This is a genomic window from Streptomyces sp. JLBJ103 (assembly GCF_058215575.1).
In genome coordinates this window covers 420,288-447,004 of the sequence record NZ_CM177089.1, presented here as the reverse complement: position 1 = coordinate 447,004, position 26,717 = coordinate 420,288, and the positions used below count along the sequence as shown (strand labels likewise).

Annotated in this window: 23 protein-coding genes and 1 pseudogene; 11 read left to right on the top strand and 13 right to left on the bottom strand. The window is 71.9% G+C overall.

Annotated elements, in window-relative coordinates; all coding sequences use genetic code 11:
- Positions 1-49: 49 nt before the first annotated feature.
- The 3 genes from AC4BEG_RS01810 to AC4BEG_RS01800 all read left to right on the top strand — a co-directional run bounded on the left by AC4BEG_RS01810 (position 50) and on the right by AC4BEG_RS01800 (position 2,999).
- A complete protein-coding gene (locus AC4BEG_RS01810) occupies positions 50-1,099 on the top strand; it encodes an amidohydrolase family protein (RefSeq protein ID WP_490704137.1) in 1,050 nt (349 codons plus the stop codon).
- Positions 1,100-1,364: 265 nt separating this feature from the next.
- Positions 1,365-2,123, top strand: a complete 759-nt coding sequence (locus AC4BEG_RS01805; RefSeq protein WP_490704136.1) for a Mut7-C RNAse domain-containing protein — start codon at positions 1,365-1,367, stop codon at positions 2,121-2,123.
- Positions 2,124-2,210: 87 nt separating this feature from the next.
- Positions 2,211-2,999, top strand: coding sequence for an Fpg/Nei family DNA glycosylase (locus AC4BEG_RS01800; protein ID WP_490704135.1), 789 nt, complete (start codon positions 2,211-2,213; stop codon positions 2,997-2,999).
- 28 nt (positions 3,000-3,027) lie between these two features.
- Here the strand turns inward: AC4BEG_RS01800 and AC4BEG_RS01795 are convergent, their stop codons facing one another.
- Positions 3,028-4,014, bottom strand: coding sequence for a CU044_5270 family protein (locus AC4BEG_RS01795; protein WP_490704134.1), 987 nt, complete (start codon positions 4,012-4,014; stop codon positions 3,028-3,030).
- Positions 4,011-4,586, bottom strand: a complete 576-nt coding sequence (locus AC4BEG_RS01790) for an RNA polymerase sigma factor (protein ID WP_490704133.1) — start codon at positions 4,584-4,586, stop codon at positions 4,011-4,013. Before AC4BEG_RS01790 ends, AC4BEG_RS01795 begins: the two co-directional genes overlap by 4 nt.
- Positions 4,587-4,690: 104 nt before the next feature.
- Between AC4BEG_RS01790 and ctaD the strand changes: the two are divergent.
- Positions 4,691-6,328 (top strand): annotated as a pseudogene (gene ctaD / locus AC4BEG_RS01785) (aa3-type cytochrome oxidase subunit I); the annotation flags it as partial.
- 35 nt (positions 6,329-6,363) lie between these two features.
- Positions 6,364-6,720 carry a hypothetical protein gene (locus AC4BEG_RS01780; protein ID WP_490704132.1) on the top strand — a complete coding sequence of 119 codons (357 nt, stop codon included), beginning with the start codon at positions 6,364-6,366 and terminating at the stop codon, positions 6,718-6,720.
- Here the strand turns inward: AC4BEG_RS01780 and AC4BEG_RS01775 are convergent.
- The 6 genes from AC4BEG_RS01775 to AC4BEG_RS01750 all read right to left on the bottom strand — a co-directional run bounded on the left by AC4BEG_RS01775 (position 6,661) and on the right by AC4BEG_RS01750 (position 13,208).
- Positions 6,661-8,598: a transglycosylase domain-containing protein gene (locus tag AC4BEG_RS01775; protein ID WP_490704131.1), complete on the bottom strand. Its 1,938-nt coding sequence runs from the start codon at positions 8,596-8,598 to the stop codon at positions 6,661-6,663. The genes AC4BEG_RS01780 and AC4BEG_RS01775 overlap by 60 nt on opposite strands.
- Positions 8,599-8,737: 139 nt before the next feature.
- The gene (locus AC4BEG_RS01770) at positions 8,738-9,991 is read right to left on the bottom strand and encodes a HAMP domain-containing sensor histidine kinase (RefSeq protein ID WP_490704130.1); all 1,254 of its coding nucleotides are present in this window, start codon (positions 9,989-9,991) and stop codon (positions 8,738-8,740) included.
- 2 nt (positions 9,992-9,993) lie between these two features.
- A complete protein-coding gene (gene cseB / locus AC4BEG_RS01765; RefSeq protein WP_490704129.1) occupies positions 9,994-10,758 on the bottom strand; it encodes a two-component system response regulator CseB in 765 nt (254 codons plus the stop codon).
- Positions 10,755-11,549 carry a hypothetical protein gene (locus tag AC4BEG_RS01760; protein WP_490704128.1) on the bottom strand — a complete coding sequence of 265 codons (795 nt, stop codon included), beginning with the start codon at positions 11,547-11,549 and terminating at the stop codon, positions 10,755-10,757. The genes cseB and AC4BEG_RS01760 overlap by 4 nt, the downstream gene beginning before the upstream one ends.
- Before the next feature lie 167 nt (positions 11,550-11,716).
- Positions 11,717-12,304, bottom strand: a complete 588-nt coding sequence (locus AC4BEG_RS01755; RefSeq protein ID WP_490704127.1) for a helix-turn-helix transcriptional regulator — start codon at positions 12,302-12,304, stop codon at positions 11,717-11,719.
- Between the two features lie 295 nt (positions 12,305-12,599).
- Positions 12,600-13,208 carry a hypothetical protein gene (locus AC4BEG_RS01750; RefSeq protein WP_490704126.1) on the bottom strand — a complete coding sequence of 203 codons (609 nt, stop codon included), beginning with the start codon at positions 13,206-13,208 and terminating at the stop codon, positions 12,600-12,602.
- Positions 13,209-13,324: 116 nt separating this feature from the next.
- Here AC4BEG_RS01750 and AC4BEG_RS01745 point away from each other — a divergent pair, with 116 nt between their 5' ends.
- The gene (locus AC4BEG_RS01745; protein ID WP_490704125.1) at positions 13,325-17,857 is read left to right on the top strand and encodes a cation-translocating P-type ATPase; all 4,533 of its coding nucleotides are present in this window, start codon (positions 13,325-13,327) and stop codon (positions 17,855-17,857) included.
- Here the strand turns inward: AC4BEG_RS01745 and AC4BEG_RS01740 are convergent.
- Positions 17,815-19,206, bottom strand: coding sequence for an FAD-binding oxidoreductase (locus AC4BEG_RS01740; protein ID WP_490704124.1), 1,392 nt, complete (start codon positions 19,204-19,206; stop codon positions 17,815-17,817). The two genes, AC4BEG_RS01745 and AC4BEG_RS01740, sit on opposite strands and share 43 nt — an antisense overlap.
- Positions 19,207-19,504: 298 nt before the next feature.
- Between AC4BEG_RS01740 and AC4BEG_RS01735 the strand changes: the two genes are divergently transcribed.
- Together AC4BEG_RS01735 and AC4BEG_RS01730 are read left to right on the top strand one after the other, a co-directional pair.
- Complete coding sequence (locus tag AC4BEG_RS01735; protein WP_490704123.1) at positions 19,505-19,753, top strand: DUF6296 family protein; 249 nt, start codon at positions 19,505-19,507, stop codon at positions 19,751-19,753.
- Between the two features lie 253 nt (positions 19,754-20,006).
- Positions 20,007-20,993, top strand: a complete 987-nt coding sequence (locus AC4BEG_RS01730; protein ID WP_490704122.1) for a sigma-70 family RNA polymerase sigma factor — start codon at positions 20,007-20,009, stop codon at positions 20,991-20,993.
- Here the strand turns inward: AC4BEG_RS01730 and AC4BEG_RS01725 are convergent.
- Both AC4BEG_RS01725 and AC4BEG_RS01720 read right to left on the bottom strand, forming a co-directional pair.
- Complete coding sequence (locus tag AC4BEG_RS01725; protein ID WP_490704121.1) at positions 20,904-21,410, bottom strand: STAS domain-containing protein; 507 nt, start codon at positions 21,408-21,410, stop codon at positions 20,904-20,906. The two genes, AC4BEG_RS01730 and AC4BEG_RS01725, sit on opposite strands and share 90 nt — an antisense overlap.
- Before the next feature lie 51 nt (positions 21,411-21,461).
- Entirely contained in the window at positions 21,462-22,391 is a 930-nt protein-coding gene (locus AC4BEG_RS01720; protein ID WP_490704120.1) for a LysR family transcriptional regulator, read from the bottom strand.
- Between the two features lie 140 nt (positions 22,392-22,531).
- On the opposite strand from AC4BEG_RS01720, the gene AC4BEG_RS01715 reads away from it, so the two are divergent.
- From AC4BEG_RS01715 to AC4BEG_RS01705, 3 genes are all read left to right on the top strand, one after another.
- Positions 22,532-24,022, top strand: coding sequence for an MFS transporter (locus AC4BEG_RS01715; protein ID WP_490704119.1), 1,491 nt, complete (start codon positions 22,532-22,534; stop codon positions 24,020-24,022).
- Positions 24,023-24,119: 97 nt separating this feature from the next.
- A complete protein-coding gene (locus tag AC4BEG_RS01710) occupies positions 24,120-24,521 on the top strand; it encodes a siderophore-interacting protein (protein ID WP_490704118.1) in 402 nt (133 codons plus the stop codon).
- Positions 24,431-24,694, top strand: coding sequence for an SIP domain-containing protein (locus tag AC4BEG_RS01705; RefSeq protein WP_490704117.1), 264 nt, complete (start codon positions 24,431-24,433; stop codon positions 24,692-24,694). Before AC4BEG_RS01710 ends, AC4BEG_RS01705 begins: the two co-directional genes overlap by 91 nt.
- A gap of 46 nt (positions 24,695-24,740) precedes the next feature.
- Here the strand turns inward: AC4BEG_RS01705 and AC4BEG_RS01700 are convergent, their stop codons facing one another.
- Both AC4BEG_RS01700 and AC4BEG_RS01695 read right to left on the bottom strand, forming a co-directional pair.
- On the bottom strand, positions 24,741-25,580 hold the full coding sequence (locus AC4BEG_RS01700; RefSeq protein WP_490704116.1) for a class II fructose-bisphosphate aldolase: 840 nt from the start codon (positions 25,578-25,580) through the stop codon (positions 24,741-24,743).
- Between the two features lie 66 nt (positions 25,581-25,646).
- A complete protein-coding gene (locus AC4BEG_RS01695) occupies positions 25,647-26,540 on the bottom strand; it encodes an SIS domain-containing protein (protein WP_490704115.1) in 894 nt (297 codons plus the stop codon).
- Positions 26,541-26,717 lie beyond the last annotated feature (177 nt).

Here is a 26,717-nt window from a genome sequence, read left to right as displayed (position 1 = left end):
CACCCGCCCGGCACCGTTCCGTTCACCCCTGACGTTCCCGAGGAGTCCGATGTCACCGCTCAACACCTCAGACACAGCACTCACCGATGACTCCGTCCCGGCGGATCGCTCCAGCACACCGCCGGGGGATGACGCACGGCGGTCACGGGTGGACGTCCACCACCACTACACCGCGCCGGAATGGCTCACCTGGGCCGAGAGCAAGGGAGTCGTCCAGCGCGGCAGGCTTCCGTGGTGGACACAGTGGGACCTGGACAGCGCGCTCACCCTGATGGACGGGGCGGGCATCCGCACCAGTGTGCTCACCGTCGCGATGCTGGGGCGTCTGCGGGAGCCCCGGCTGCGCAAGGAGAGCGCCCGTGTCGCACTGCGCTCCGCGGGCGATCTCGTCAGTGCCCATCCCGAGCGCTTCGCCTTCTTCGCTCCGATCTTCCTGGACAGTATGGAGCTGTCGCGCTGGTCCGTGGCCTACGGCATGGACGAGCTCGGCGCGGTCGGGGTGAGCACGCGCACCAGTGTCCGCGGGACCTTCCTCGGCGATCCGTCCCATGACGCGCTGCTGGCGGAGCTCGATGAACGCTCCGCCGTCATCAGCACCCACCCCATGGAACTGCCCGGCGACGAGGCCGGGTTGCCGGGAGTGCCGCCGTTCCTGTGCGACTTCCTGATGGACACCACCCGTGCCGCCATCAGCCTCATCGTCAACGGAACACTGGACCGCTACCCGAACCTCACCTTCATCCTGCCGCACGGCGGTGGCTTCCTGCCGTATCTCGCAAGCCGCCTGGAGACCTTCAGCGATCAGCTCACCCCGAAGGTGGAGGGCTCCCGGGTCCGCGACTATCTGCATCGCTTCTACTACGACACCGCGGGCCCCATGTCCCCCTACGCCACCCCCAGTCTGCTGTCAGCCGTGGACGCTTCCCGGATCCTCTACGGGAGCGACTGGCCGCCGACCCCGACCCGCGTCGTCACGGATGTCACGGCGCCCGCTCTCGACAACGACCCGGCGCTCAACGGGATCCAGCGGCGCGGTATCAACAGGGACAACGCCTACCGTCTGCTGCCCGCGCTGTCGCCGGCCACGGTGCGCGACTGACGGCTAACCGCGCGCCGGAGCGCTGAGCAGGCGCAGCACGAGCAGCCCGCCGATGCCCGGATCAGGGTAGAGCAGCTTCGCCTGCCCGCCCGCTCCCGGGCGTCGGACGGCCGCCGACGTCAGCCCTGGTACGCGATCATGAGCAGTGGCGTGATTGCCATGCTTCAACGGATTCTCGCCAGCTGCGGATCCTGCTCCGCCGCGGGCCCGTACCGGGCGGCATAAGTGATCGCGTCCGCGCCCGTGCGCCTGGCATGCTGGCGGTGTGAACGGACCGGAGATCCACCTCAGCCTCGCCCCCGAACTGCGGTTTTTCGCCGTCCCCGAGCGGCGCCGCGCACGGACGGCCCTCGTCACCGACGGAGCCTCCACCCTCGGGCATGTGATCGAGTCGGTCGGGGTCCCGCTCACCGAGGTCGGCACCCTGCTCGTGGACGGCCGGGAGACCCCGGTGTCGCATGTGCCGCGCGCGGGGGAGACCGTCGAGGTGCGCCCGGTGGTCCGGCCGCAGCGGGTGCCGGGCGCCCCGCTGCGCTTTCTGCTCGATGTGCACCTGGGCACGCTCGCACGGCGGCTGCGGCTGCTGGGCGTGGACGCCGCGTACGAGAGCGAGGACATCGGCGACCCGGCGCTCGCCGCGCTCTCCGCCTCCCAGCGCCGGGTGATGCTCTCCCGCGACCGGGGGCTGCTGCGGAGGCGCGAGCTGTGGGCGGGGGCGTACGTCTACAGCGACCGCCCCCATGAGCAACTGCGCGATGTGCTCGGCCGGTTCACTCCGCCCCTGGCGCCGTGGACCCGCTGCACCGCCTGCAACGGACCGCTGGAGGACGCCGACAAGGAGGCGGTCCGGGAACAGCTGGAGCACGGCACCCGGCGCACCTACGACGTCTTCGCCCGCTGCACCGCCTGTGAGCGCGTCTACTGGCGCGGCGCCCACCACGCCCGGCTGGAGGCCATCGTCGCGGGCGCGGTCGAGGAGTTCGGCGGCGCGGCACCCGCGCTGTCCGAGGCCCCGGCCCCTTGAGAGTCACGGCGTCCGCTGTCCCCGGTCGCTGACCGGGGACAGGGGCGCGCACATGCGCGCCCCGCGGCCCGAACGTAGTCTGGCGCTATGCCCGAGCTGCCTGATGTCGAGGGGTTCCGGCGCACGCTGGCCTCCTGCACACAGGGCCGCCGCGTCGAGCGGGTCGACGTGGCCGACCCGGGCGTGCTGCACGGCGTGACACCGGGGCGGCTGCGGCGCGAACTGGAAGGCCGCCGCTTCGCCGCGCCCCGGCGGCACGGCAAGTGGCTGATCGCCCCCACCGACGGACCCTCGCTGCTGCTGCACTTCGGGATGACCGGACGGCTGGTCTGCGCCGAGGAGGGGGCGGAGCCCGGCCGGTTCGAGCGGGTGGCCCTCACCCTCGACGACGGCCACCGCCTCGGCTACGAGGACCAGCGCAAGCTGCGCGGCATCTGGCTCGCCGCCACCGACACCGACATCGACCGCATCCTCGGCCCCCAGGGACCCGACGCGCTCACCCTGGACCGGGCCGGACTCGACGAACGGCTGGCGGACCGGCGCGGGGGTGTCAAGGCCACCCTGATCGACCAGTCCGTCGTCGCCGGACTCGGCAATCTGCTCGGCGACGAGATCCTGTGGCGGGCCCGGATCCATCCCCAACACCGCGCGGACACACTGGAACCGGACGAGCGCCGACGGCTGCACACCGCGATGCGCCAGGTGCTGCGCACCTCCGTACGGGCGGGACAGGTGCCCGCCCGGTCCGGCTGGCTCACCGGCCACCGCGACGACCCCGATCCGCACTGTCCCCGCTGTGGCCGCCCGCTGCGCCGCGGCCGGATCGCGGGGCGTACCAGCACCTGGTGCCCACACTGCCAGCCGGACGGCTCCTGATCCCCGCCCGCGCCGGGACGGGCTCCGGTCACCCCCGCCAGGCGGTGTAGAAGAGCACATCGCCCGCCTTGAGCCGGTATTCGGGTTCGGCCCGGGTGGCCGTCAGCTCGAGGTCCAGCAGCCGTCCGTCGTCCGGGTCGAGGATGACCAGATACCGGCCCCCGCTCTCGGTGGACAACCGGAACCCCTGCCCCTCCCGCCCCAGCCGGTCGGTGACCCGGCCCGCCGGGCGCATCCCCTCGACCTGGGACAGCAGGGTGGCGACGTCCGCGATCTGGCGCGGGCCCAATGTCCACACCGACTGGAACGACTGGACGGCCGAGAGCAGCGACGCCGGGTCCTTGTCCGCGCCGGGCAGCCACGCCGCGAGATAGGAGCGCAACTCGGCGACACCGGCCGGAGGGGCCTCGAAGTAGTCCTGGTTGGCTCCGTAGGTGCCCTTCGGGTATTTCTCCCGGCGCAGCACCTTGCCGTCGTGGACGGTACGGGGCGGCGTACTGTCGTCGATGACCGGACGGCCCGGATAGCGCGGATCGGTGGCCACTTCGAGCACGGAGCCGCTCCCGTCCTCGTTCCAGCGGGTCAGCGACTCCACGGGTGTCGTCACCGTGTCCTTCCCCTCCTCCATCCCCATCGACCAGCTCTGCACATGGCTGCCCATCACACTCTTGCCCGGGGTCGCCTTTGCCGCCGCACGCGCCCGCCGGGCGATCTCCGCCAGCGGTACATCGGCGCGGGAGGCATGTGCCACCAGCGGTCGGGGCGCGGCCACCAGGTCGGCGGCGGTGGCCGCCGGGGCGCTGCCGCCCGGGACGGTCAGCGCGAGGGCGAGGACGGCGGCCGCCGCCACGCCCTCGACGGCGAGCAGCCTGAGCCGGACAGTACGGCGCCGCCGCTGGAGGCCCAGCCTCCGCAGCAGGAGTTCGGCGCGTGCGTCCAGCGGGCGGTCCCGCCAGGGCCCGGTCTCGGCGGACACGGGATCGGCGTCGCGCAGGAGTTCCAGTTCATCGGTCATGGTCGCCCGTCCTTGTCGCTCGCCGTGTTGCCTGTCGTCCCGCTCGCGCACCCCAGCGCGACCGGATCCGTACGCCGCAGCCGATCGATCTCCGTCCGCAGCCGCCGCCGTGCCCGGTGCAGCCGCATGGCCGCCGCCGACCGGCCGCATCCCAGCACCGTGCTCACCTCGTCGACGGACAGCTCCTCCCAGGCCGTCAGCCGCAGCACCTCCTGGTCGGCTTCGCCGAGCCGGGCCAGCGCCTCCAGCACCCAGGAGCCCGGCCGCTCCGCGTCGGGGGCCGGCACCGTGCGCGGGCCGCGGGTCATCTCGTGATGCCCCAGTCTGGCCAGCAGTCTGCGATAGCGGCCCCGGCCGCGCACGGTGTTGGCCAGACAGTGCCGGGCCACGCCGTACAGCCACGGCAGCGGTGGCTCGGGCAGTTCGGCACGGCGCCGCCAGGCCACCGCGAAGACCTCGGCGACCACCTCCTCGACATCCGCCGTCTGATCGCCGAGGCGTCGTGCCACGAAGCGGCTGACCGCCCAGTAATGCTCGCGATAGGCGGCATCGAAGGCTTCGTCGGTGCTCATGATCCGTAGGTGTCCGGCACAGCGCCGATCATCACACCTGTCGAGAAGAAAGATTTCAGCGGCCTGCCTGTGGCGATCCGCGGGGTGCCGGACACCTACCGGACATGAGTCACAACAGTGTTGTCGCGGCACCGCCGGAGGCCCTTCCGGCCCGCCGCACCCGACCCGGGTCCACGGTCGTCCGGTGGCTGACCACCACCGACCACAAGACGATCGGCACCCTCTACCTCGTCACATCGTTCGCGTTCTTCTGCATCGGCGGGGTCATGGCGCTGCTGATGCGCGCCGAGTTGGCCCGCCCCGGTCTGCAACTGATGTCGAACGAGCAGTTCAACCAGGCGTTCACCATGCATGGCACGATCATGCTGCTGATGTTCGCCACCCCGCTGTTCGCGGGCTTCGCCAACTGGATCATGCCGTTGCAGATCGGTGCGCCCGATGTGGCGTTCCCGCGGCTGAACATGTTCGCGTACTGGCTGTACCTCTTCGGCTCGCTGATCGCGGTGGGTGGTTTCCTCACTCCGCAGGGCGCGGCCGACTTCGGCTGGTTCGCCTACTCCCCGCTGTCGGACGCGGTCCGTTCACCGGGTGTGGGCGCGGACATGTGGATCATGGGTCTGGCCTTCTCCGGCTTCGGCACGATCCTCGGTGCGGTCAACTTCATCACCACCATCATCTGCATGCGCGCTCCGGGCATGACGATGTTCCGGATGCCGATCTTCGTCTGGAACGTCCTGCTCACCGGCGTGCTGGTGCTGCTGGCCTTCCCGGTGCTGGCCGCCGCACTGTTCGCCCTGGAGGCGGACCGCAAATTCGGGGCGCACATCTTCGACGCGGCCAACGGCGGGGCGCTGCTCTGGCAACACCTCTTCTGGTTCTTCGGCCATCCAGAGGTGTACATCATCGCGCTGCCGTTCTTCGGGATCATTTCCGAGGTCATCCCGGTCTTCTCCCGCAAGCCGATGTTCGGTTACATCTCGCTGATCGCCGCGACGATATCCATCGCCGGTCTGTCGGTCACGGTCTGGGCACACCACATGTATGTGACGGGCGGCGTACTGTTGCCCTTCTTCTCCTTCATGACACTGCTGATCGCGGTTCCGACCGGTATCAAGTTCTTCAACTGGATCGGCACCATGTGGAAGGGGTCGCTGAGCTTCGAGACACCCATGCTGTGGGCCATGGGCTTCCTCATCACCTTTGTCTTCGGCGGACTCACTGGTGTCATCCTGGCCTCGGCACCCCTGGACTTCCACGTCTCCGACACCTACTTCGTGGTCGCCCACTTCCACTACGTCATCTTCGGCACCGTGGTGTTCGCGATGTTCGCCGGCTTCCACTTCTGGTGGCCGAAGTTCACCGGCAAGATGCTGGACGAGCGGCTCGGGAAAATCACCTTCTGGACGCTCTTCCTCGGCTTCCACGGCACCTTCCTGGTCCAGCACTGGCTGGGCGCGGAAGGCATGCTCCGCAGGATCCCCGACTACCTGGCCGCCGACGGCTTCACGACCCTCAACACCCTCTCCACCGTCAGCTCCTTCGTGCTGGGCCTGTCGATCCTGCCGTTCTTCTACAACGTCTGGAAGACGGCCAAGTACGGCGAGAAGGTCGACACCGACGATCCGTGGGGCTACGGCCGTTCGCTGGAGTGGGCGACCTCCTGCCCGCCGCCGCGCCACAACTTCACCGTGCTGCCGAAGATCCGCTCCGAATCCCCCGCCTTCGACCTCCACCACCCCGATCCCGTGCCCGACGCCGAGCGGAAGGAGACCGTGGCGTGAGCGCCGCCGGAGCCACCGGGTCCGGGGGCGTCGCCGCCGGAATCAACCGCATCGAGGGCTATCTGCTGCTCCACCGGGAACGCGACACCGCCCGGGAGCGGGCACGCCGCTTCACCGGGCGGATGGAATGGCTGACCTCCGCCCAGCGGGCGGAGATCGAACGCCTCTACGTCCAGGACCAGTTGACCGTCACCGAGCAGAACCTGCGGCAGGTGGCGCGGCGCTGCGAAGACCTCCGGGCCGAGTACCAGGAGATCTATCGCGCGCTGCGCCGCCGTCTGCTGGTGGGCTCACTACTGGGCGGGCTTGTCCTTCTTCTCGCGGTCATCGCTCCCGGGCTGGCCGGGCGGTAGTCCGGTGTTCCTCGGCCCCGGGGACAGCAGCTCCCCCTTCCCCGTCCCGGGTTCGATGTCGAATCCGGACGGGGGAGTGTCGCGCAGCGCCTGGTTGGTGTAGGCGTTCCACAGCGAGGCCAGCCGGCGGTTACCGGCCTGCGGCAGCCTGATCGGCTTCTTGGTCTTGGCGTTCTCGCCGAACAGGGCCATGGAGGTGACCAGTTCGGGGGTGTAGCCGATGTACCAGGACGCCTTCTTGTCGTCGGAGACCCCGCCCTTGCTCGCGACGGGTCGCTGGACGGACCCTGCCGCGGGCGGGCGGTCGGGGAGCATCGTGCGGGTGACCATGTCGGCCGTGCTCCGCCCGATCGCCTGGTCGCCCACCGCCTGCGGCAGCCGCGCCGTCTCGTCGCCGCGTTCGGCCGACTTCACCAGGGACGGGGTGACCTTCTTGCCGTGCTGGGCGAACGAGGCGTAGACCCCGGCCATCCGCAGCGGACTGGACCCCATCAGCCCCAGCCGCACCGACTCCCAGGACCGGAAGCCGTCTCCCTCGGTGTCCATGCCGAGCTTGCCAGCAGTGCGGCGCGCCGAGGCCGGCACTTCGGCCTTGCCGCTGTGCTCCAGTTTGCTGTCCATCGCCGAGGCGAAGGAGACCGGTTCGAAGACCGGACCCACCTGGTAGTCGCCGCGGGTGGCGTTGTTGAGGTAGTGCTTGGTGTAGTCCCGGCCGCCGTAGAGCGCGAGGACCCGGCCGCTTCTCGGGTCCACCGAGACCGCGCCGCCCTGGATGTTCTTCGTGTCCCCGCCCGACTTACTCTCGGCGCCGGGCTTCCCGAGCGCCAGCGCCATGGAGTCCTCCAGAGCCCGCTGCTTGGCGGGATCGACATGGAGCGTGATCGTCCAGCCTCCGGCGGCGAGTTCCTGCTCGCTGACGCCCGAGGCGATCAGCTCATTGCGGGCCGCGTCGACCAGATATCCGGCCCGGCCGCCGAGGCCGGGGGCGGGCTTGGGCGCTACGGGCGCGGGGAAGCGCATCTTCTGCCGTTCCGCCCGGTCCAGCCAGCCCATTTCGACCATGTTGTTCAGCACATAGTTCCAGCGCTGCATGACCATCCGTTTGCCCGTCGGACTCGCCACCGCCAAGTCGTACTGGCTGGGGGCCTGCACCAGCGCCGCCAGATAGGCGCCTTCCTCGACCGTGAGGTCACCGACCTCCTTGTCGTAGTAGGCGCGGGCCGCGGCCTGGATACCGTAGGCCACCCGCCCGAAGTAACTGGTGTTCAGATATCCGGCGAGGATGTCGTCCTTGGAGTTGCGCTGGTCGACCTTGAGCGAGATCACCAGCTCCTTGATCTTGCGGGTGACCGTCTGTTCCTGGCTCAGGTAGTAGTTCTTGACGTACTGCTGGGTGATGGTCGAACCGCCCTGTGCGCCCTTCCCGGACGCGGTGTTGACCAAGCCGCGCAGCACACCCATCGGATCGACGCCCGAGTCCTGGTAGAAGGACTTGTTCTCGGCGGCGACGAAGGCGCGCTGCACCGGCTTGGGCACCTTGCTGATGGGCACCGACTCACGGTTGATATCGCCCGTGCGGGCCAGGATCGTACCGTCGCTGAACTTGTACACATTGCTCTCAGCCTTCGCCTGGGCATTGGCCTTGGGGATGTCGATGGCGTAGTAGAGCACCATGAACGCCCCGATGAGCAGGGTGAACAGGGAGAGGACGTAGATCAGCAACTTCCGCCAGGTGAAGAAGCGGCGTATCCCGGTCCGCTGGGCCGGCCGCTTCCGCCGCCGTCTGGAGCGCCCGGCATCTTCCGCCCGCTTCTCCTCGCGCGCCTCCGCCTGATCCGGCGAGCGCCGTGCGCGTAGAGCCGTGAGCGGACCTGTCATACCGGGAGCACCTCCGTCGACCCCGCCGTGCGGGGTGCGCGGCGGGCCGCGGCCATCCTCCGGAAGGCAGATCTTCGGATCCACACCACGAGGTCTCGGCTCGGAAACGGTAAACGCTCAGCTTCCGCTCGATTGTGTATCAGTCGTGTATCGGTCCGCGGACCGGGCCCTTGGGAAGCCGGAGCGTGGCCACCGCGCCGCCGTCCGGCGCGTTGCCGAACTCCAGCGCCGCGCCGATCACCCGCGCCTGACCGACCGCGATGGTCAGCCCCAGGCCATGGCCGCGACCGCGCTCACGGACGCCGGTACGGAACCGCTGGGGACCCTCCTCCAGCAGATCGTCCGGGTAGCCGGAGCCGTGATCCCGTACGGTCACCGTCCTGCCGTCCTCGGCCACCGTCACCTCGACCGGCTCCTGGCCGTGCCGATGGGCGTTGACCACCAGATTGGCCACGATGCGCTCCAGACGGCGGGGATCGGTGCACACCGTCGCGTGGTGCTCCGGGGCGCTCGCCGGGGTGCGCAACCGGACGGAGAGCCCCGTACGGGCGATCGCCTCCTCCAGTACGGGCCCGAGGGGGCAGGGCGACAGATCGGCCTCCTCCGCCCCCGCGTCCAGCCGGGATATCTCGAGCAGATCCTCGACCAGGGTGTTCAGCACCCGCACCCGGTCCCGTACATAACCGGCTGCCTCACCGGACGGCAGCAGTTCGGCCGAGGTGACCAGGCCCATCAGCGGGGTACGCAGCTCATGCGCCACATCGGCGGTGAACCGCTGCTCGCCGCGCAGCCGTTCCTGGAGCGCCGCCGCCATCGAGTCCACGGCCCCGGAGATCTCGGCGATCTCGTCGTGGGGACGCCGGTCGGCCGAGATCCGGGCGTCCAGATCACCGGCGGCGATCCGGCGCGCGGTGGCCGCCGCGGTCCGCAATCTGCGGCTCATCCGCCCGGCGGTCACCACCCCCAGCGGCAGCACCACGGCGGTGGTCACCAGACCGGCCAGGATGATGTTGCCGTCCAGCGCGCCGATGTCCCGCATAGGGATGGTCATATCGATGTGCACGGAGAGCACATGGCCGTCCGGGGCGGGCCGGGCCGCCCACATCGCGGGCCCCTCGGGGCCGTTGGTGAACTGGGTGCCCTGATGGCGCCGTTCGACCAGCCGCCGCAGACCGTCGGGTATCCCCGGCGCGTCCATGGTGGCGCCGGAGCCCTGGACACCGCCGGTGCGGGCGTAGACGAGCGCGGCCCGGTCGAGGGTGGTCCGGGCGGTGTCGCGCGCCTGGGACAGCTCGCGGTCCCGTGAGGCCTGGTGCACCAGTACCCCGACCGCCGCCGCCACGGCGCAGGTGGCCGCCGCCACCAGTGCGGCGATACGCCAACGCAGAGCCATGGTCAGCGCCGCAGCTTGTAGCCGAAGCCACGGACGGTTTCGATCCGTTCGGCGCCGATCTTCGCCCGCAGCCGCTGCACATGGAGGTCCACCACCCGGGTGTCGCCCTGCCACGCGTGGTCCCAGACCCGGTTGAGCAGCGTCCGGCGCTCCAGCACAACACCCGGTGAACCCGCGAACTCCAGCAGCATCCGCAGCTCGGTGGGGGTCAGCGCGAGCGGCTGTCCTGCGCGCCGCACCTCCATGCCCCGGGTGTCGATGGTCAGATCGCCGAAGACCAGGGTGTCCGGCTCCGCCACCGGGTCGGCATCGTCCGCCCGGACCGGCGGGCCGGCGCGGGTGACCGGGGTGAACGAGGCGCGGCGCAGCAGTGAACGGATCCGGGCCACCAGGACGGCGCTCTCGCACGGCTTGACCACATAGTCGTCGGCGCCCGCCTCCAGGCCGGAGACGACGTCCAGGGAGTCGCCCCGGGCGGACATGATCAGGATCGGGGCGAGGCTGAACTCCCGGACCCTGCGGCACAGTCCGATGCCGTCCAGCTCGGGCAGCATGATGTCCAGCAGCAGCAGATCGGGCCGCGCCTCGCGGAACACCTCAAGACCGGTGAGGCCGTCACCCGCGGTGTGCACGGTGAAGCCGTACCGCTCCAGGGACATCCGCACCGTGTTGCGGATGACCTCGTCGTCCTCGACGAGCAGGAGGCGTGCCTCCGTCGCGGACCCGGGTACGGCGGCGGAGCCGGGCGGGGGGAAGGCGGGGGTCATGACGTCGTCCTCGTATCCGTGCTCGTGCCGGTGGGGGTGCTGGTGTCCGGGGTCAGTTCGGGGTCAGGGACCAGCTCCGCGTCGGGTCCCAGGCCGTCAGGGACCAGTCCTTCCGGCGGGCCGGTGGCGCCGTCGGGTGTGACGGCCGCCATCACCTTGCCGTTCCAGCGGAAGCGGGTGGTGTAGCGGCCCGCGTCGCCGGTCGCGGTGACGAGCAGATCGCGACCGTAGGTGTCACCGTTCAGCCCCAACGGGCCCCAGAAGACCAGGATCGGCCGGACCGTCCGCCCCGATGTCCAGTAGACCTGCAACAACGTCCGGTCGAACTTGGGCAGATCGACCGCCACCACCTTCTCGTCCCGCCCGTCCCCGGTGAGATCGCGGTGCACGGCTTTGCGCATCGGGCAGTTGGCCCCCGGACACGGCCTGAGCGAGTACTGCACGAGGGCGGGCACGTTGGGGTCGCGCTCCAGCAGCGTCTGCGCCGACAGTGCGGTCACCCCGGCCTTGGGCACCCGGATCTTCTCGATGGGCAGATAGCGGACATAGGTGCGGGTGGGTCTGCCGGACTCGGGTCCGGGCGAGGGGTTGAAGCCGGGCCACAGCGGGGAGGCACTGATGGGTGCGGACAGCGTGGGGGCCGCACCGTCGTCATGCGGCCCGGCCTGGGGCGCGCAGCCGGCCACGCCCAGGGCCACGCCGACCGCCACCAGAGCGGAGAGGACACCATGCGCGAACCGGGGCCGGGGGTGTCGCCGGGCCGCGGGCCGCTCGGAGGGGGAGAAGTGCATCGCCGGGTCAGCCTACTGAGCGCCCGTCGGCAACCGGGACGTCGGGGGGAACGGCGGATGGCCGACGGGCAGCATGCCCGCCGGCCACCGGAACCTTGCCCGGATCGTGCCCGAATCATCCCTCGGACCGTGCCCGAATCGCGCCCGTAACGCCATGCGTGGAGGCCCTACTTGACGAAATCCGGCAACACCTTGGCGGGCCACGTGCCCACCGACAGCATCCCCGCCGCATACGCGCGTGAGACCAGGGCGGCGCGGTTGGGCGCCTTCAGCTTCCGCAGCATCGACCCCACGTGGTACTCCACGCCCTGTCGGCTCAGATAGAGCTTCCCGGCCATCTCCTGCGTCGACGCGCCGGTGGCCACGCCCTCGAGTATCCGGGCCTCCAGGGGCGACAGCAGGGTGCGCTTGACGGGCTGTCCGTCCTCGCTCCGGGCTTCCTCGCTCCGGGCGTCATCCGGTTTGATCAGCACGACGATGGCCGACAGCCGGTGGGAACGGCCCTGGATCGCGGTGCCCGTCAGCCGGCCCGAGAACACCCGGTCCCGCGCGCGGTATCCCATGACGCGCTCGGTGAAGCGGGTGCGCCGCCCGTCGTGCAGCCGTGAGAAGTGCTCCCGCAGCACGGCCGGTGCGCTGGGGTGCAGCAACTCGAAGAGATGGCGGCCGCACAGCTCGGCCGAGGAGCCCCCGAAGTGGTGGAAGAAGTCATGGTCTCCGGCCAGCACTTGGAGGCCGGGAGCGAGGGTGGCCATTCCAGTCGCATGCCGTCGGGCGACGGAGCCCGCTGCTGATCCGGATGACCGGGAGACGACCCGGGGGCTGTGGGGGAGAGCCAACGGATTCACCACTTCCTGGGGAGTTGGCGTGACGGGTGTTAGTTGAGCTTCTCGGTGTATACCAGTGATCTGGGGTCTTTCTGTTGACCGCTTGCCCGGGAACGGTGACCGTTTCTGCCCGAACGTTCTGTGCCGGGCGGTGCGCAGATGCACCGCCCGGCACGGAAGTTGGGACAGACCGGCGTGCGCCGGTGTACGGAAGGGGCTGTTGTCAGGCCGCGGCCTTGCGGGTCTCGGCGGGCGAGGCCATCGCGCCACCGCGGCGCAGTACGGCGTAGCCGACGCCGATACCGACGGCCACCGGCCACTCGAGCACCTCCGTGGCGCCGAGTACTCCGAGCCCCGCGTACAGGGGCAGTCCGCCCTTGGCGGGCAGCACTCGGCGGGCGACCGTGAAGGGCATCATGGCCGCGTGCGCCGCGCCGCTGGCCGCGTGGGTGGTGGCGTGGCCCATGGTCTTGAGTGTCGGCACGGTGACGGTGACGCTGCGCTGGCCGTTGCTGCGCTCGGTCGTCATCCCCTTGGCCGCCTTGGCCGTCTGCGAGCGTTTCGCGGTCTTCTCGGCCTTGCCCTTGGCTGCCTTGGCTGCCTTGGCTGCCTTGGCCGGCTGGGCGCTCTTCTTGCCTGCCGCGGCCGTTGTGGTCCTGGCCCGGCCGCCGCCGGTGGCGGACTTCGCCGTGGTGCCGGTCCTGGTGGCGGTACTGGCGGACCTGGTCTGCGTCGACTGGGGTGCGGCCCGGGCCTTCGTCGGTGTACCGCCGGTGCCCGCCGCCGCCTTCGCCGGGGAACCGCCCCGGCGGGAACTGGTGGGAGTAGTCACTGATCTCACGTCCACACGTGATGAGTGTCGGAATCTTCTTCCCTTTTCAGGGGTTTCCCTTTTCAGGGTAATAGGGATGAACCGGGCATGTTGCCCGGAGAGCGGAGGTCTCGCCGATGTCACCGCTGTCTGGGCTGCATCTGCCCGTGTCCTCGCTGCTGTCACCCATCACGGAGAGCATGTCCGCCGGGGCGCGGGCCGCCTCGGCCGTCGGACGTCTGGTCCGGTCCACGGACCGCGGCGTCTGGTCCTACCCGGGGCGCTACTACATCGAGGTGCACGGAGTGCACGGCATCGGCGGCGAGCAGGTGGCACGCCAGGTGGAGCGGGCCCTGGAAGAGCATCCGCGGGTGCAGTGGGCGCGGGTGAACGCGCCCTCCGAGCGGGTCGTCGTGGCCGTGGCCTCCCCGCCCCCGTCCGAGCTGGAGCTGATGGCCCTGGTCCAGCGGGCGGAATCGCAGGAGCCCGCGGCCCCCAGCGAGGAATTCGACGAATGGGCGCCGGAGCCCCGCCACCCCTCGGGAGGGCCGCGGGAGGCCCAGTCCCTGCCCGTCCTGGCCGCGGATGTGGTGGGTCTGAGCGTGGCCACCGCACTGCGTCTGGTGCCCTGGCTGAAGCTGCCCACCGAGGTGGGCGCGACCATGTCCGCGATCCAGAACCATCCGCGGCTGCGGCGGCTGGCCCTCGCCCTCACCCGCAGGGAGCCCACCAAGGCCACCCTGCCCGTGCTCAGCGCGCTGACCCAGGGCGTCGCCACCCGGGGCGGAGGGCTCGCCCTCGACCTCATGGAGCGCATGGCGCTGTGGCGGGAGGCGAGCGCGGAGGGCGAGGCATGGGCGGCGATGGAGCCGCAGCTGGTGCACGGGCCGCAGGACGTGGTGGCCGAACCGATCGTGGTCGAACGGCCGGGGGACACTCCGCGGGACCGGATGGAGGTCTTCGCGGAGCGCTCCATGGCCGCCGGAGCGCTGGCCGGGGCCGCCAGTGTGCCCTTCGCCGGACCCCGCCGCGGGCTGGCCGTCGGGTTCTCGTCCATCCCCAAGGCTCCCGGGGCCGGACGGGAGGGGTTCGCGACCAGCCTCGGCCGGTTCCTGGCACTGCGCGGTGTGCTGGCCATGGACCGCAGCTCCCTGCGGCGGCTGGGACAGGTCGACACCGTCGTCCTGGACGAAGCCGCGCTGCGCGGTGACCGCTACGAACCCATCGACCTGGAACTCCTCGGCGGCGCGGACCCGGAACGCACCACCGAGCGGCTCTTCGACCTCTTCGATCCCGACGGGCCCCTGGAGGTCCGCCGGGACCACAGCTGGGTGCTCGGCCCGCTGGACCGGCTCGAGCTGACCGGACGCAGCGGCCAAAGGGCCGCGGGAAAGCTGCGCCGCAAGGGCAGCGAGCGCGTGCTCGGGCTGGCCAGGGGGCGCAGCCTCCAGGCGGTCGCGGGGCTGGCCGCCCAGACGGTCCCGGGCGCCGAGGCGGTGGCCGCCGCCGCCCGCCGGGCGGGTGCCCGGATCGTACTGGCCACCGACCGTCCGCATTCGACGGCCTTCGCCTTCGCCGACGCGGTGACCCCGGCCGGCCGCCGCCTCGTGGCCTCCGTACGCGCCCTCCAGGCCGACGGCGCGATCGTCCTGCTGCTCTCGGGCAACCGCCGGGCCCTGGGGGCCGCCGACTGCGGGGTCGGGGTGCACCGCGAGGGCGAGCCCCCGGCCTGGGGCGCCCATCTGCTGGTCGGCGCGGACCTGGAGTCGGCCGGGCTCATCGTGGACGCCGTGGGGGTGGCCGCACGGGTCGACCGGGAGAGCGCCCTGCTCTCCGGGGGCGGCAGCGGCATCGGAGCCGTGGCCGCCCTCAAGGCCCCGCCGAGCCAGGCGGCGGCCCGCGGCGCGAGCGCGGGCACCGCCGCCGGAACCATGGCCTTCTGTCTGGCCACCTGGCGCGCCCGGCAGCTGCTCGCCCGCCCCATGGTGCCGCCGGTGACCACCACCCCCTGGCATCTGATGCCCGTACCCCGGGTACTGGAGCGTCTGCGCACCGGTACCGACGGGCTGACCACGGAGGAGGCCGCCGTCCGCGCGGGGGTCAGCCCGCGCACCGGTGAGCCGACCGGCACCAGCCTGCCGTCCGCGTTCATCGAGGAGCTGTCCAACCCGCTGACCCCCGTCCTCGCCGCCGGGGCCGCGCTCGCGGCCGCCGTGGGATCGCGCACCGACGCCGCGCTGGTGGCCGCCATCACCGGCACCTCCGCCCTCGTCGGCGGCTTCCAGCGGGTCAGGACCGAAAAGGCGCTGGCGGAGCTGTTCGCCCGCTCCGCGGTCGGCGCGCGGGTACGCCGCGGTGGTACCGAACGCCTGGTCACGGCCGGGGCCCTGGTCCCCGGGGACATCATCCTGCTGGGCCCGGAGGACGTGGTGCCCGCCGACTGCCGGCTGCTGGAGAGCGACGGTCTGGAGGTCGACGAATCGTCGCTCACCGGGGAGTCCCTGCCGGTGGCCAAGGATCCGGCGCCAGTGGTCGCGGCGCATCTCACCGAGCGTGCCTCGATGGTCTACGAGGGCACCACCGTCTCGGCCGGGCGGGCGCAGGCGGTCGTGGTGGCCACCGGACCCTCCACCGAGGTGGGCCGGAGCCTCGCCACCGCCCGCCAGGCCGCCCCCGTGACCGGCGTTGAGGCCCGGCTGAGCGCGTTCACCCGGGCCAGCCTGCCCATCGCCCTCGGATCCGCCGCCGCCGTCTCCGGCGCCGGGCTGCTGCACGGGCACCCGCTCACCGAGAACCTCGCCTCGGCGGTCAACCTCGCCGTCGCCTCCGTCCCGGAAGGGCTTCCGTTCCTGGTCAACGCCGCCCAGCTGGCCGCCGCCCGCCGACTGGCCGACCTCGGCGCGCTGGTCCGCAACCCCCGCACCATCGAGGCGCTGGGCCGGGCCGAGGTCCTGTGCTTCGACAAGACCGGCACCCTGACCGAAGGCACCCTCCAGCTCGCCGCCGTCAGCGACGGCGACGGCCCGCTCCCCGCCGACCGGCTCGACTCCCCCCGCAAGGCCGTACTCGCCGCCGCCCTGCGCGCCACCCCGCCCGCCCGGCAGTCGGAGCCGATGGCGCACCAGACCGACCGCGCGGTCATCGCCGGGGCCCGCCGGAGTGGGGTCGCGGTACGCCGGGGAGCGCCCCGCTGGCGGCGCACCGACTCCCTGCCCTTCGAGCCCTCCCGCGCGTACCACGCCACCGCCGGAAACACCTCCCGCGGCGCCCTGCTCAGCGTGAAGGGGGCGCCGGAAGGGGTCCTCGACCGCTGTGTCCGCCGGCAGACCCCGGGCGCGCCCGCCACCACCGCACTGGACGACGCCGCCGTAGGCGAGCTGACCGCGGCCGCCGAAGAGCTGGCCGGTGCCGGCCGCCGGGTGCTGGCGGTGGCCGAACGCCCCATGCGCGCGGGCGAGGAGCTGACCGACGCATCCGTGGGCGACCTGGTCTTCCTCGGGTTCATCGCGCTCGCCGACCCGGTCCGCACCAGCGCCGCCCCGGCCACCGCGCGGCTGCGCGAGGCCGGTGTGCAGACCGTGATGCTCACCGGGGACCACCCGGCCACCGCGGACGCCATCGCCGCCACCGTTATCGACACCCCCGAGCCGAAGGTGTGCACCGGGCCCGAGTTGGACGAGATGGACGACACCGCGCTCGACGCGCTGCTGCCCACCGTGGATGTCATCGCCCGGTGCAGCCCGCACCACAAGGTCCGGATCGTCCAGGCGTACCAGCGGCTGGGCCGGGTCGTGGCGATGACCGGCGACGGCGCCAACGACGCCCCCGCCATCCGGCTCGCGGACGTCGGCATCGCCCTGGGGCGGCGCGGCACCCCCGCCGCGACCGCCGCCGCGGACCTGGTTGTCACCGACGACCGGCTGGAGACGATCGTGTCCGCCCTGATGGAGGGGCGGGCCATGTGGGCGTCGGTGCGGGCCGCGCTCGCCATCCTCATCGGCGGCAACTTCGGCGAAGTCACCTTCAGCGTGCTCGCCTCCGCGCTCACCGGCACCACCCCCTTGAGCGCCCGGCAGATCATGCTGGTCAACCTGCTGACGGATCTCGCCCCGGCACTGGCCATCGCGGTCCGCGAACCCACCGGCCACACCGGCGAACGGCTGCTCAAGGAGGGGCCGAGCCGCTCCCTGGGCACGGCGCTGACCAAGGAGATGCTGCTGCGCGGTCTCATCACCGCCGCCGGTGCCGGGGTGGCGTGGACCGGTGCCCGGCTCACCGGACGCAGCCGCCGTGCTCGTACGGTGGCGCTGGCCGCGCTGGTCGGCACCCAGCTGGCGCAGACCCTGGCCACCGGCGGGCTGGACCGGCACGTCCTGATCGCGGGCCTGGGCTCCGCCGCGGTCCTCGCCGCCATCGTCCAGACACCGGGCGTCAGCCACTTCTTCGGCTGCACCCCGCTCGGCCCGCTGGCCTGGGGCATCACCCTCGGTTCGATCGCGACCGCCACCATCTTCGGGTCGGCGCTGACGCCGTTCGTCCGTGAACTGGCCGTCCCGCAGCTCGGGGCCGGGGGTGACAAGGAGGAGCAAACTGTCGACGACGAGCAACTCGGCGACGAGCGACACCCTCAGCGGGGCAGATACGAGGGGAACACCCCGTCGGGGTCGTAGCGTGCCCGCAGCTCCGCCAGCCGCCGCCAGCCGTCCGGGGTGAACGACCGCTCCGCGCGCGAGAGCCCGGCCGGGAGATCGGCCTCGGCGATGTAGTGGCCGGTGCCCAGCGGTTCCAGCATGTCCATCGTCCGCCGCAGCCAGCGCAGTTGGGCGCCGTCCTCGGCGGGGTCGTCCCAGACGGCGTACGGCACCAGGTAGTTGCTGCCCAGCACGGAGAACGCCATGTCGCGCAAGTGCTCCGGATTCCGGGAGGCGGGCGCCAGCGGCACCAGGAACAGGGACTTCTCGGACGGGCACATCGCCATCGACTCGGCGCACAGCGCCATCAGGGTGCCCAGGTCCTCGTCCGACCACAGGGTGTCCACCGCATAGCGGTGCTCCCGGGGCCATACCGCGCCGCAGCCCTCGTACAGCGCCTCCAGGGACGTCGGTTCGTCCTCCCGCCGGACCAGGGCGCGTGCGGCGAACGGGCAGTCCCGGAGCGGGGCGAGCGACCGTACGGCCTCCTGCCGTGAGTCCGCGAACGCGGTGGCCGTCACCGACACCACCTTGGGCCGCGGCGAGGCGGTGGAGACCTCCGGTCCCAGGGTGCCCAGCGTCAGTCCCGTCTCCACGCTCGGGGCCAGCCCCTCGGCCACCCCCTCGGCCACCCCGGAGATCCAGCGCGCCACGGGTTCGGCGTCCGTCAGCGGAAAGGAGTACGTGGTGGCCGTGATCGCCGACGGCAGCGGGTACAGCCGCAGCCGGAACCGGGTCACCACGGCGAAGAAGCCGGGCCCGGCGCCACGTGCCGCCCAGAACAGCCCGGGATGCTCTCCGGTGTCACAGTGGACCACCTCACCGTCCGCCGTGACCGCCTCCATCCCCACCACGCTGGCGCACGCGGGGCCGAACACCCCCGGGTTCCAGCCGAGTCCACCGCTGAGCAGATAGCCGCCGACGGCCACCGACGGGCAGTGTCCGGAGGGGAAGACCAGTCCGTACCGGCCCAGCTCCGCGGCGAGTTCACCTCCGGTGACCCCGGGCTGCACCTCCGCGGTGCGGCTGTCCGGATCGATGGCGAGACCGCGCAGCTGTGACAGATCGAGCAGCAGAGTGCCCTCGCGCAGGGGTGAGGCACACCAACTGTGGCCGCCCGACCGCACACTGACCCGCAGCGAACGGGAGCGGGCGAGCCGGATCGCCCGGGGGACGTCCCGTTCCGAGGCGGCCGAGACGATCACTTCGGGGAACCGCGCGGGTTTCAGCCCGTTCCACACCATGCGCGCCCACAGGCGCGCGTACTCCGGGTCGCCACGCTCGACGAGCGTGCCCTCCAGCCGCGCGGCGTGCGCGTCCGTGCCCATGGCCACACCACCTCCCTGCCGGTGCCCGGGAGGGCGGGAGTTGTTCCTCCTCACCGTAAGGGGCGGGGGACACGCGGCGCGCGTCAGCGCTCGGAGGGGCGCCGGAGCGGATACGCGATGGGTCCGGCCGGGTGCGGGGCGTGGTGCCCGCACAGCGGCACGGACGTCTTCCGCCGTGGCATATCCGGGCAAAAGCCATGATCAGGGCCGTGTGGTCTTGCGGGGCCGGAGGCGTTCGATAGTGTTGAATGTCCCGGTTTGTAAGCCAGGGGGCACCTTGGCGCGGGAGGAGGGCGTCATGGGGCGTCAGGAGAGATATGAACTGGTCTTCGTCGACCTCGGCGATCTGACCTCGCAGGACACCGCGGGCGAGGACGTCGTCGTGGTGCACCGCACGGACAGCAGCGGACCCGGTGGACACCCTGTGTACGCGGATGACACCGGGATCGTACGGGCGGAGATCAGCGACCGTGCCGAGGTGCGGATGATCGCCAGCGGCGGGCACCAGGTGCACTCCTCCGCCGTGACCGCCCGTCCGGTGGCCTGACGAGCCCGGCGGCGAGGGCCCGGCGGCGAGGGCCTGGCGGCGAGGGCCTGGCGGCGAGGGCCTGGCGGCGAGGAGTCCGGCGGCGGGGTGGGGACAGCGTGCCGCCACCACGGCGTGACTCGCCCGTCATGTCCTGTGTTTCCGCAGGTCGGGTGGGATTGTCAGACCCGCCCTATACGGTGCACTCACCGAAACCGGAGAACGATCGGCGGTGCGGTGGTCAGGTGTGGCGCCGCGCGGCAGGGAGCCTTCCATGAGTGATGTCGCCGCGGTGGACAGCACGGCCGGTGCCGAGCTCCAGCTGGAGCCGTTCCGAGTGCAGCTCACCGGATACTGCTACCGGATGCTGGGGTCGGCGTTCGAGGCCGAGGACGCCGTCCAGGAGACGATGGTGCGCGCCTGGCGGGGCCTGGACCGCTTCGAGGGCCGTTCGGCCCTGCGCTCCTGGCTGTACCGCATCGCCACCAACGTCTGTCTGGACATGCTGAACGGGAGCAAGCGCCGCGCCCGCCCCATGGATCTGACCTCCGCGGCCACCCCGTACCCGACCACCCTCACCGAGCAGCCGGAGGCCACCTGGATCGGCCCCGTCCCGGACGGCCAGGTGCTGGCCGACGGGGGAGACCCCGCCGAGGTGGCGGCCCAGCGGGATGCGGTGCGGCTGGCGTTCATCGCCGCCCTACAGCACCTGGCGCCCCGGCAGCGCGCGGTGCTGATCCTGCGCGAGGTGCTGGCCTGGAAGGCCGCGGAGGTCGCCGAGCTGCTGGGCACCACCGTCGCCTCGGTCAACAGCGCGTTGCAGCGGGCCCGTGCCACCCTCGCCGCGAGCGAGATCAGCGCCGGCGACCCGGTCAAGCCGCTGGACGAGGAGCAGCGCGCGCTGCTCGCCCGCTATGTGGACGCGTTCGAGCGCTACGACCTGGACTCCCTCACCGTGCTGCTGCACGAGGACGCCACCCTGTCCATGCCGCCGTACGAGCTGTGGCTGCGTGGCCATGAGCACATCCGCCAGTGGCTGGTGGGTCATGGCGCCGGATGCCGGGGCTCCCGGCTGGTCCCCACGGTGGCGAACGGTATGCCCGCGTTCGGCCAGTACCGCCCGGCTGCCGACGGCGGTCATGAGCCCTGGGCGCTTCAGGTGCTGGAGATATCAGACGGGCGGATCATCGGGCTCAACTCCTTCCTGGACACCCAGAGCCTGTTCCCCCTCTTCGGACTCCCCGAGCGGCTCGACCCGTAGCGCTCCGCGGCAGGATCCGGGCCGGGCGGCACCGCCCGCTCCGGACCCGGGGTCGCGCCCACCCGTCAGAGCGTCCTCGAGACCGGCCCAGGCCAGCAGCTTCCGCAGCTCGCCACCGGCGTTCCGCAGCCGCATCCCGCGTCCCAGCCGCCGGGCGGTGAGCCGCAGCCGGGCCAGGGCCTCGACCACGGCCAGGTCCGGCCGGCCCACCGCGCCCACGTCCACGGTCACCGGTCCCGGCGCGCTGCCGTGCGCCAGCTCCCCGAGGCGCTCGCACAGCAGCGGCACCTCCGCGCGCCCGACCGGACCGTCCAGCACCAGGAGGGCCGGGGGCCGGGGCGGCGGGACCGGCGGCCCGCCGGGCGGTTCGCAGGCGTCCGCGCGGCGCGTCGGCGTGTTCTCGGGACCGGCCAACATCCACCTCCTGTTGTGGTGTTCATCAGCAAGGACCCGTGGCGCGGGAGAAAGTCATCGGTCCACGGTCCCCGGCCCGATCGTCCCCGCGATCTCCCGGACACAGTCGCGCAGCCAGGTATGGGCGGGGTCCGCGTCGTACCGGGGATGCCACATCTGACCCATCGGCAGCCTCGGCAGCTCCAGCGGAATCTCGAACGTGGCCAGGCCCAGCCGCTCGATATGCGACCGGGCCAGCGACCTCCCGACCCGCGTGACCAGATCGCTGTCCGCCGTCACCAGCAGGGCCGAGGCGAAGGTCGGCACCGAGGCCACCACCCGCCGCCGCAGCCCCAGTTCGCCCAGTGCTTCGTCGATCGGGCCGTACAACAGCCCCCGGCGGGAGGCCGACAGATGGTCGGCCGCGGCATAGCGCTCGGGGGTGACGGGCCCGGAGAGCAGCGGATGGCCGCTCCGCACCACCCCGATGTTGTCATCGGTGATCAGATGCTCCACGCGGGTCCCGGGTGACGGCTCGTGGAACACCCCCAGTTCCAGATCGGCGCGGCGCTCCCGCAGTACGGACGAGTCCCCGGGCCCCTCCGGGATCAGCCGCAGACTGACACCCGGCGCCTCCCGCCGGACCCGCTCCAGCAGCCCGGTCCCGATGAGGGTGAGCAGCCCGTCGTCGGCCAGCAGGGTGAAGGTGCGCTCCAGCGTGGCCAGTTGCAGTTCACCGGCCGGTGTGAACACGGCCTGCGCCCGCTCCACGATCTGCCGCACCTCCTCGCGGAGCGCGAGCGCCCGCGGCGTCGGCACCATCCGCCGTCCCGAGCGCACCAGCACCGGATCGCCGAGCGCCGTGCGAATCCGGGCGAGGGTGCGGCTCATGGCCGGGCTCGACAGATGGAGCCGCTGGGCCGCGCCGCTCACACTCTCCTCCGCCAGCAGGGCGTCGAGCGCGATCACCAGATTGAGATCCAACTTTGATTGCGTCACGTGCACTTATTCCTTGCATACGTTGCATTTGAAGTTATGTCTCGGGGGCGCCTACGTTACAAGCGACGGTCGGCCGCCCGTATCACCCGCATCGGTTCCTCTCACTCGCCTTTCGTTTCCTTCCTCTTCGCTTTACGAGGTTCCCCATGACCGTCACCACCGCACGCCCCGCGCCGCCGAGGCGGACCGCGCCACGCTCCGGCGGCCTCCTGGCCCTGATGTCGGCCTGCGTGATCCTGACCGTCGCGCTCGTCGCCGCCATCAACCTGGCCATCCCCAAGCTGAACGACGGCTCCCTGCACCCCAGCTCCCCCCAACTGCTGTGGATCGTCGACGCGTACGTCATCGTCTTCGCCTGTCTGCTGATACCGGCCGGAGCGCTGGGCGACCGGTACGGACGCAAGGGCGCGCTGCTGAGCGGGCTCGCGCTGTTCACCGTGGGATGTCTGGGCTCCGCGCTCGCTCCCGACGCCACGTTCCTCATCGCCGCCCGCGCGGTCACCGGCGCCGGAGCCGCGCTGATCATGCCCGCAACCCTTTCCCTGGCCCTCCAGGCCGCCCCGCCCGAGCGGCGGCCGCACACCATCGCCGTCTGGACCGCGGCCACCGGCGCCGCCGGAATGGTCGGCAACCTCGGCGGCGGCCTGGCCCTCCAATACCTGCCCTGGCAGGGGCTGTTCTGGTGCGTGGCCCCGATCGCGCTGGTGCTGCTCGCCCTCACCGCCCGCTACGCACCGCGCGGTGCACGCCACTCGGCCGACTCGGACGCCGTGGGCACCGTCCTGCTGGTCCTCGGCTTCGTGGCCCTGCTCTACGGTGTCATCGAAGGCCCCGAACGCGGCTGGACCTCCACCACCGTCCTCGGCGCCTTCGCCGCCGCCGCTGTCGTCCTCACCGGCTTTGTGCTGTACGCGCTGCGCGCCGCGCACCCGCTGATCGATCCGAGGGTGTTCGCCGTACCCCGGCTGCGGGCGGGTGTGCTCGGGGTGGCCCTCACCTTCTTCGGGCTCTTCGCGCTGTTCTTCGTCAACGCCCAGTACCTCCAGTACGCCAAGGGCTACTCTCCCGCCCTCACCGGACTGGCGATCGGGCCCCTGGCGATCGGCATGCTGGTGGTCTCCCGGCGCAGCATCCCGCTCGGCCAACGGGTCGGCGCACGCCGCCTCATCACGGTGGGCCTGGTGATCCTGGCCGCCGGCCTGGTCCTGCTGTCCTTCGCGGCCGCCGACACCCCGTATCCGCTGTTGGCCGTGGTGTTCCTGGTCACGGCGACCGGGATGGGGCTGTCCATGCCGATGCTGTCCGCCTCGATCCTCGGTGCCCTGCCGCACAGCCGGGCCGGGCTCGGCTCGGGGCTGGGCAGCGCTGCCCGTGAGGTCGGCAGCGCGCTCGGAGTGGCCGTCATGGGCACCGTGCTGACCGGCCGTTTCACCCACCGGCTGCCGGACTCCCTTCGCGGGCACGGTGATTCGACGGGTGAGGCGATGGCGGCCGCGCGGGCCCTGGGCCCGGAGGAGCACGCCCGCGTCGTCACCGCCTTCACCGACGCCATGGCGGTCGGCTTCCGGGTGGTCGCCGCGGTCGTGGCCGTCCTGGCCGTCGTGGTCGTCGTCTGGTTCCGCGAGGAGGAGCGTTGAACCTGCTCGAACGTTTTCTGGTCCGTGGCACGGCCGAGTACGCGGGTGTGGCCGCCGGGCGTCTACGACGGGTCAGGATCGCCTGCCGCGCACCGTCATGGACCCCGGCCGGCAGGTACGTCTCCATCTGAGCGGACTGCGCGGCCCGCGCCGTACCTACTCGGTGTGGGATCTCGACGGCCGGGCCATGGAGTTGCGGATGCTCGACCACGGTGGCGACGGTCCCGGTGCCCGGTGGGCGCGCACCGTACGCCCCGGCGAGCAGGTGCTGTTCGGCCGCCCCGAGGGCGGATTCATCACCCGGCCCGCGCCGTACCACCTGTTCGTCGGGGAGGAGACCGTGACGGCCGCCTTCGGGCCCATGATGGCCGCGCTGCCCCGTCCGCGACGGTGTACGGCCTGGTCGAGGTGGACACCGAGAACGACCGGCTCCCGCTGCCCAGGGAGGTGTGCTGGCGGTTCAGACACGGCGCGCCGGCCGCGTCCTCACCCGTCCTGACGGCCGCCCTGCGGGACCTCGACATCCCCGGGCGGCCGGGCGTCGCCTATGTCGCGGGCGAGGCGCGCACCGTCCAGGCGGTCCGGAAGCATCTGGTGAACGACCGTGGCTGGCCCCGCCGTTCAGTGATCACCAAGCCGTTCTGCACCCCGGGGAGGACGGGCATGGAGTGATGGCTGATGCGCGGCCGGGGCCCGGATCCCGGCCACGCATCCGCCGTCAGGCAGCGGCGCGCACCAGCTTCAGCAGCCGCGCCACCTCGCGGGCCACCGCGTCGCGCGCCGCGGCGACATAGCGGCGCGGATCCACCACCTCGGGGTGTTCATCGAGATGGTCACGGATCGCCCGGGTGTAGGCCACATTGAGATGGGTGGCGATGTTGACCTTTGTCAGCCCCGCCTCCACCACCCGGGTCAGATCCGCCTCGGGCACTCCGGAGGAGCCGTGCAGCACCAGCGGAACGGGCACCGCCGCGCGCAACGCCGCCACCAGGTCCAGATCGACCACCGCCTCCTTGACCACCATGGCGTGCGAGGTGCCGACCGCGACCGCGAGCGCGTCCACACCCGTGGCCGCCACATAGGCGGCGGCCTCGGCCGGATCGGTTCTGGCGCCGGGTGCGTGCACCCCGTCCTTGCCGCCCACCTCGCCCAACTCCGCCTCGACCCACACCCCCTGGGCGTGGCAGTCGGCCACCACCGCGGCGGTGGCCGCCACATTGGCGCCGTAATCGAGGCTCGACGCGTCGAACATGACCGAGCCGAAGCCGAGACCGATCGCCTCCCGCACCAACGCGGGCCCGGTGGCATGGTCCAGATGGACCGCGACCGGCACCCGCGCCGCACGGGCGACCTCCACCGTCGCCCGGCCGATGGCGGCCAGGGCGCCGTGGTAGCGCACCGCGTTCTCGCTGATCTGAAGGATCACCGGGGTGCCGGCCGCCTCCGCTCCGGCCACGATCGCCTGGGCGTGCTCGATCTGGATCACATTGAACGCGCCCGCGCCGAGCCCGGCCCGGACGGCCGACCCGACGATGTCACCCGTGGCGGCCAGCGGCATGGCCCCGCTCCCTTCGTCCGCTCCTCCGGGGACCCCCGCCTGTCCGTACCCCGTCCGGTCGCCCGCTCACGGGAGGATCACCGACCGGGTGAGATTGCGGGGGCGGTCCGGGTCGAGCCCGCGCGCCGTCGCGATCGCCACCGCGAGCCGCTGCACCACGACCAGTTCGGCCAGCGGATCACGGCCGTAACCGGCGAGCCGGCCACCGGGCCCGGTGACCTCCGCGTCCGCAAGGCCCGAGGGCCCCTCGCCGAGCCACCACACCACGCTTCCCGGCCCGGTGACACTGATCGGCCCATGGCGGTACTCCATCACCGGGTACGCCTCGCTCCACGCTCCCGCGGCCTCCCGCATCTTCAGCGCGGCCTCCAGCGCGACCCCGTACGACCAGCCCCGCCCCAGGAAGGTGAACTGCCCGCCCGCCACCAGGGCCTCGGGCAGCGGTTCGGCCAGCGCCGCCTTGCCCTCCGCCTCCAGCCCGTCCAGTGGCTCGCCCAGATGGGCGCGGAGCAGGGCGAGTTCGCTGGTCGCCCAGCGCGTCTGCACCACCGACTCCTCGTCCGCGAAGTCCAGGACGACCGCGGCGTCGGCCGCGGCGACCGCGGGGGAGCCGGGTACCGCGGTGATCACGGTGGTGGGCACGGTACCGCGCAGATCGCCCAGCAGCTCCAGCACCTCGGTCGTGGTGCCGGACCGGGACAGGGCGACCACCCGGTCGTAGGAGCGGCCCACCGGCATCTCCGACGCCGCGAACGCGTCCGTCTCACCCCGACCGGCACGCTCGCGCAGCGCCGCGTACGACTGGGCGATGAACCACGAGGTGCCGCATCCGACGACGGCGACCCGCTCACCCGCCCGGGGCAGCGCCTCCCGTACCGGACCCTCCGGATCCCGGGCCAGGGCGATCGCGCGCCGCCAGCAGTCGGGCTGGCTGGCTATCTCGGCCTCGGTGTAGCTCATGGGGCTCCTCTGCGTGCTCAGAGATGCAACTTCTGAGCCGATAATGCGCAGGATCTTGCAGAGAAGTCCAGTGCGGAGGATGGAGGGGTAGGGTGAGCTGCGACGATCGCGGGATGTTCGCGCAGACGGCATGAAACGCACCGCATGAACACACCGCAGGAAACGCACCGCACGAAA

What these genes read in the sequence shown, in the direction of transcription:
- AC4BEG_RS01800 (WP_490704135.1), top strand. Translation starts at nt 2,211, where the DNA reads ATGCCCGAGCTGCCTGATGTCGAGGGGTTCCGGCGCACGCTGGCCTCC.
- AC4BEG_RS01755 (WP_490704127.1), bottom strand. Translation starts at nt 12,304, where the DNA reads ATGGCCACCCTCGCTCCCGGCCTCCAAGTGCTGGCCGGAGACCATGAC.
- AC4BEG_RS01770 (WP_490704130.1), bottom strand. Translation starts at nt 9,991, where the DNA reads ATGGCTCTGCGTTGGCGTATCGCCGCACTGGTGGCGGCGGCCACCTGC.
- AC4BEG_RS01695 (WP_490704115.1), bottom strand. Translation starts at nt 26,540, where the DNA reads ATGAGCTACACCGAGGCCGAGATAGCCAGCCAGCCCGACTGCTGGCGG.
- AC4BEG_RS01760 (WP_490704128.1), bottom strand. Translation starts at nt 11,549, where the DNA reads ATGCACTTCTCCCCCTCCGAGCGGCCCGCGGCCCGGCGACACCCCCGG.
- AC4BEG_RS01790 (WP_490704133.1), bottom strand. Translation starts at nt 4,586, where the DNA reads ATGAGCACCGACGAAGCCTTCGATGCCGCCTATCGCGAGCATTACTGG.
- cseB (WP_490704129.1), bottom strand. Translation starts at nt 10,758, where the DNA reads ATGACCCCCGCCTTCCCCCCGCCCGGCTCCGCCGCCGTACCCGGGTCC.
- AC4BEG_RS01740 (WP_490704124.1), bottom strand. Translation starts at nt 19,206, where the DNA reads ATGGGCACGGACGCGCACGCCGCGCGGCTGGAGGGCACGCTCGTCGAG.
- AC4BEG_RS01775 (WP_490704131.1), bottom strand. Translation starts at nt 8,598, where the DNA reads ATGACAGGTCCGCTCACGGCTCTACGCGCACGGCGCTCGCCGGATCAG.
- AC4BEG_RS01725 (WP_490704121.1), bottom strand. Translation starts at nt 21,410, where the DNA reads ATGTTGGCCGGTCCCGAGAACACGCCGACGCGCCGCGCGGACGCCTGC.
- AC4BEG_RS01735 (WP_490704123.1), top strand. Translation starts at nt 19,505, where the DNA reads ATGGGGCGTCAGGAGAGATATGAACTGGTCTTCGTCGACCTCGGCGAT.
- AC4BEG_RS01730 (WP_490704122.1), top strand. Translation starts at nt 20,007, where the DNA reads ATGAGTGATGTCGCCGCGGTGGACAGCACGGCCGGTGCCGAGCTCCAG.
- AC4BEG_RS01715 (WP_490704119.1), top strand. Translation starts at nt 22,532, where the DNA reads ATGACCGTCACCACCGCACGCCCCGCGCCGCCGAGGCGGACCGCGCCA.
- AC4BEG_RS01700 (WP_490704116.1), bottom strand. Translation starts at nt 25,580, where the DNA reads ATGCCGCTGGCCGCCACGGGTGACATCGTCGGGTCGGCCGTCCGGGCC.
- AC4BEG_RS01795 (WP_490704134.1), bottom strand. Translation starts at nt 4,014, where the DNA reads ATGACCGATGAACTGGAACTCCTGCGCGACGCCGATCCCGTGTCCGCC.
- AC4BEG_RS01810 (WP_490704137.1), top strand. Translation starts at nt 50, where the DNA reads ATGTCACCGCTCAACACCTCAGACACAGCACTCACCGATGACTCCGTC.
- AC4BEG_RS01745 (WP_490704125.1), top strand. Translation starts at nt 13,325, where the DNA reads ATGTCACCGCTGTCTGGGCTGCATCTGCCCGTGTCCTCGCTGCTGTCA.
- AC4BEG_RS01710 (WP_490704118.1), top strand. Translation starts at nt 24,120, where the DNA reads ATGGACCCCGGCCGGCAGGTACGTCTCCATCTGAGCGGACTGCGCGGC.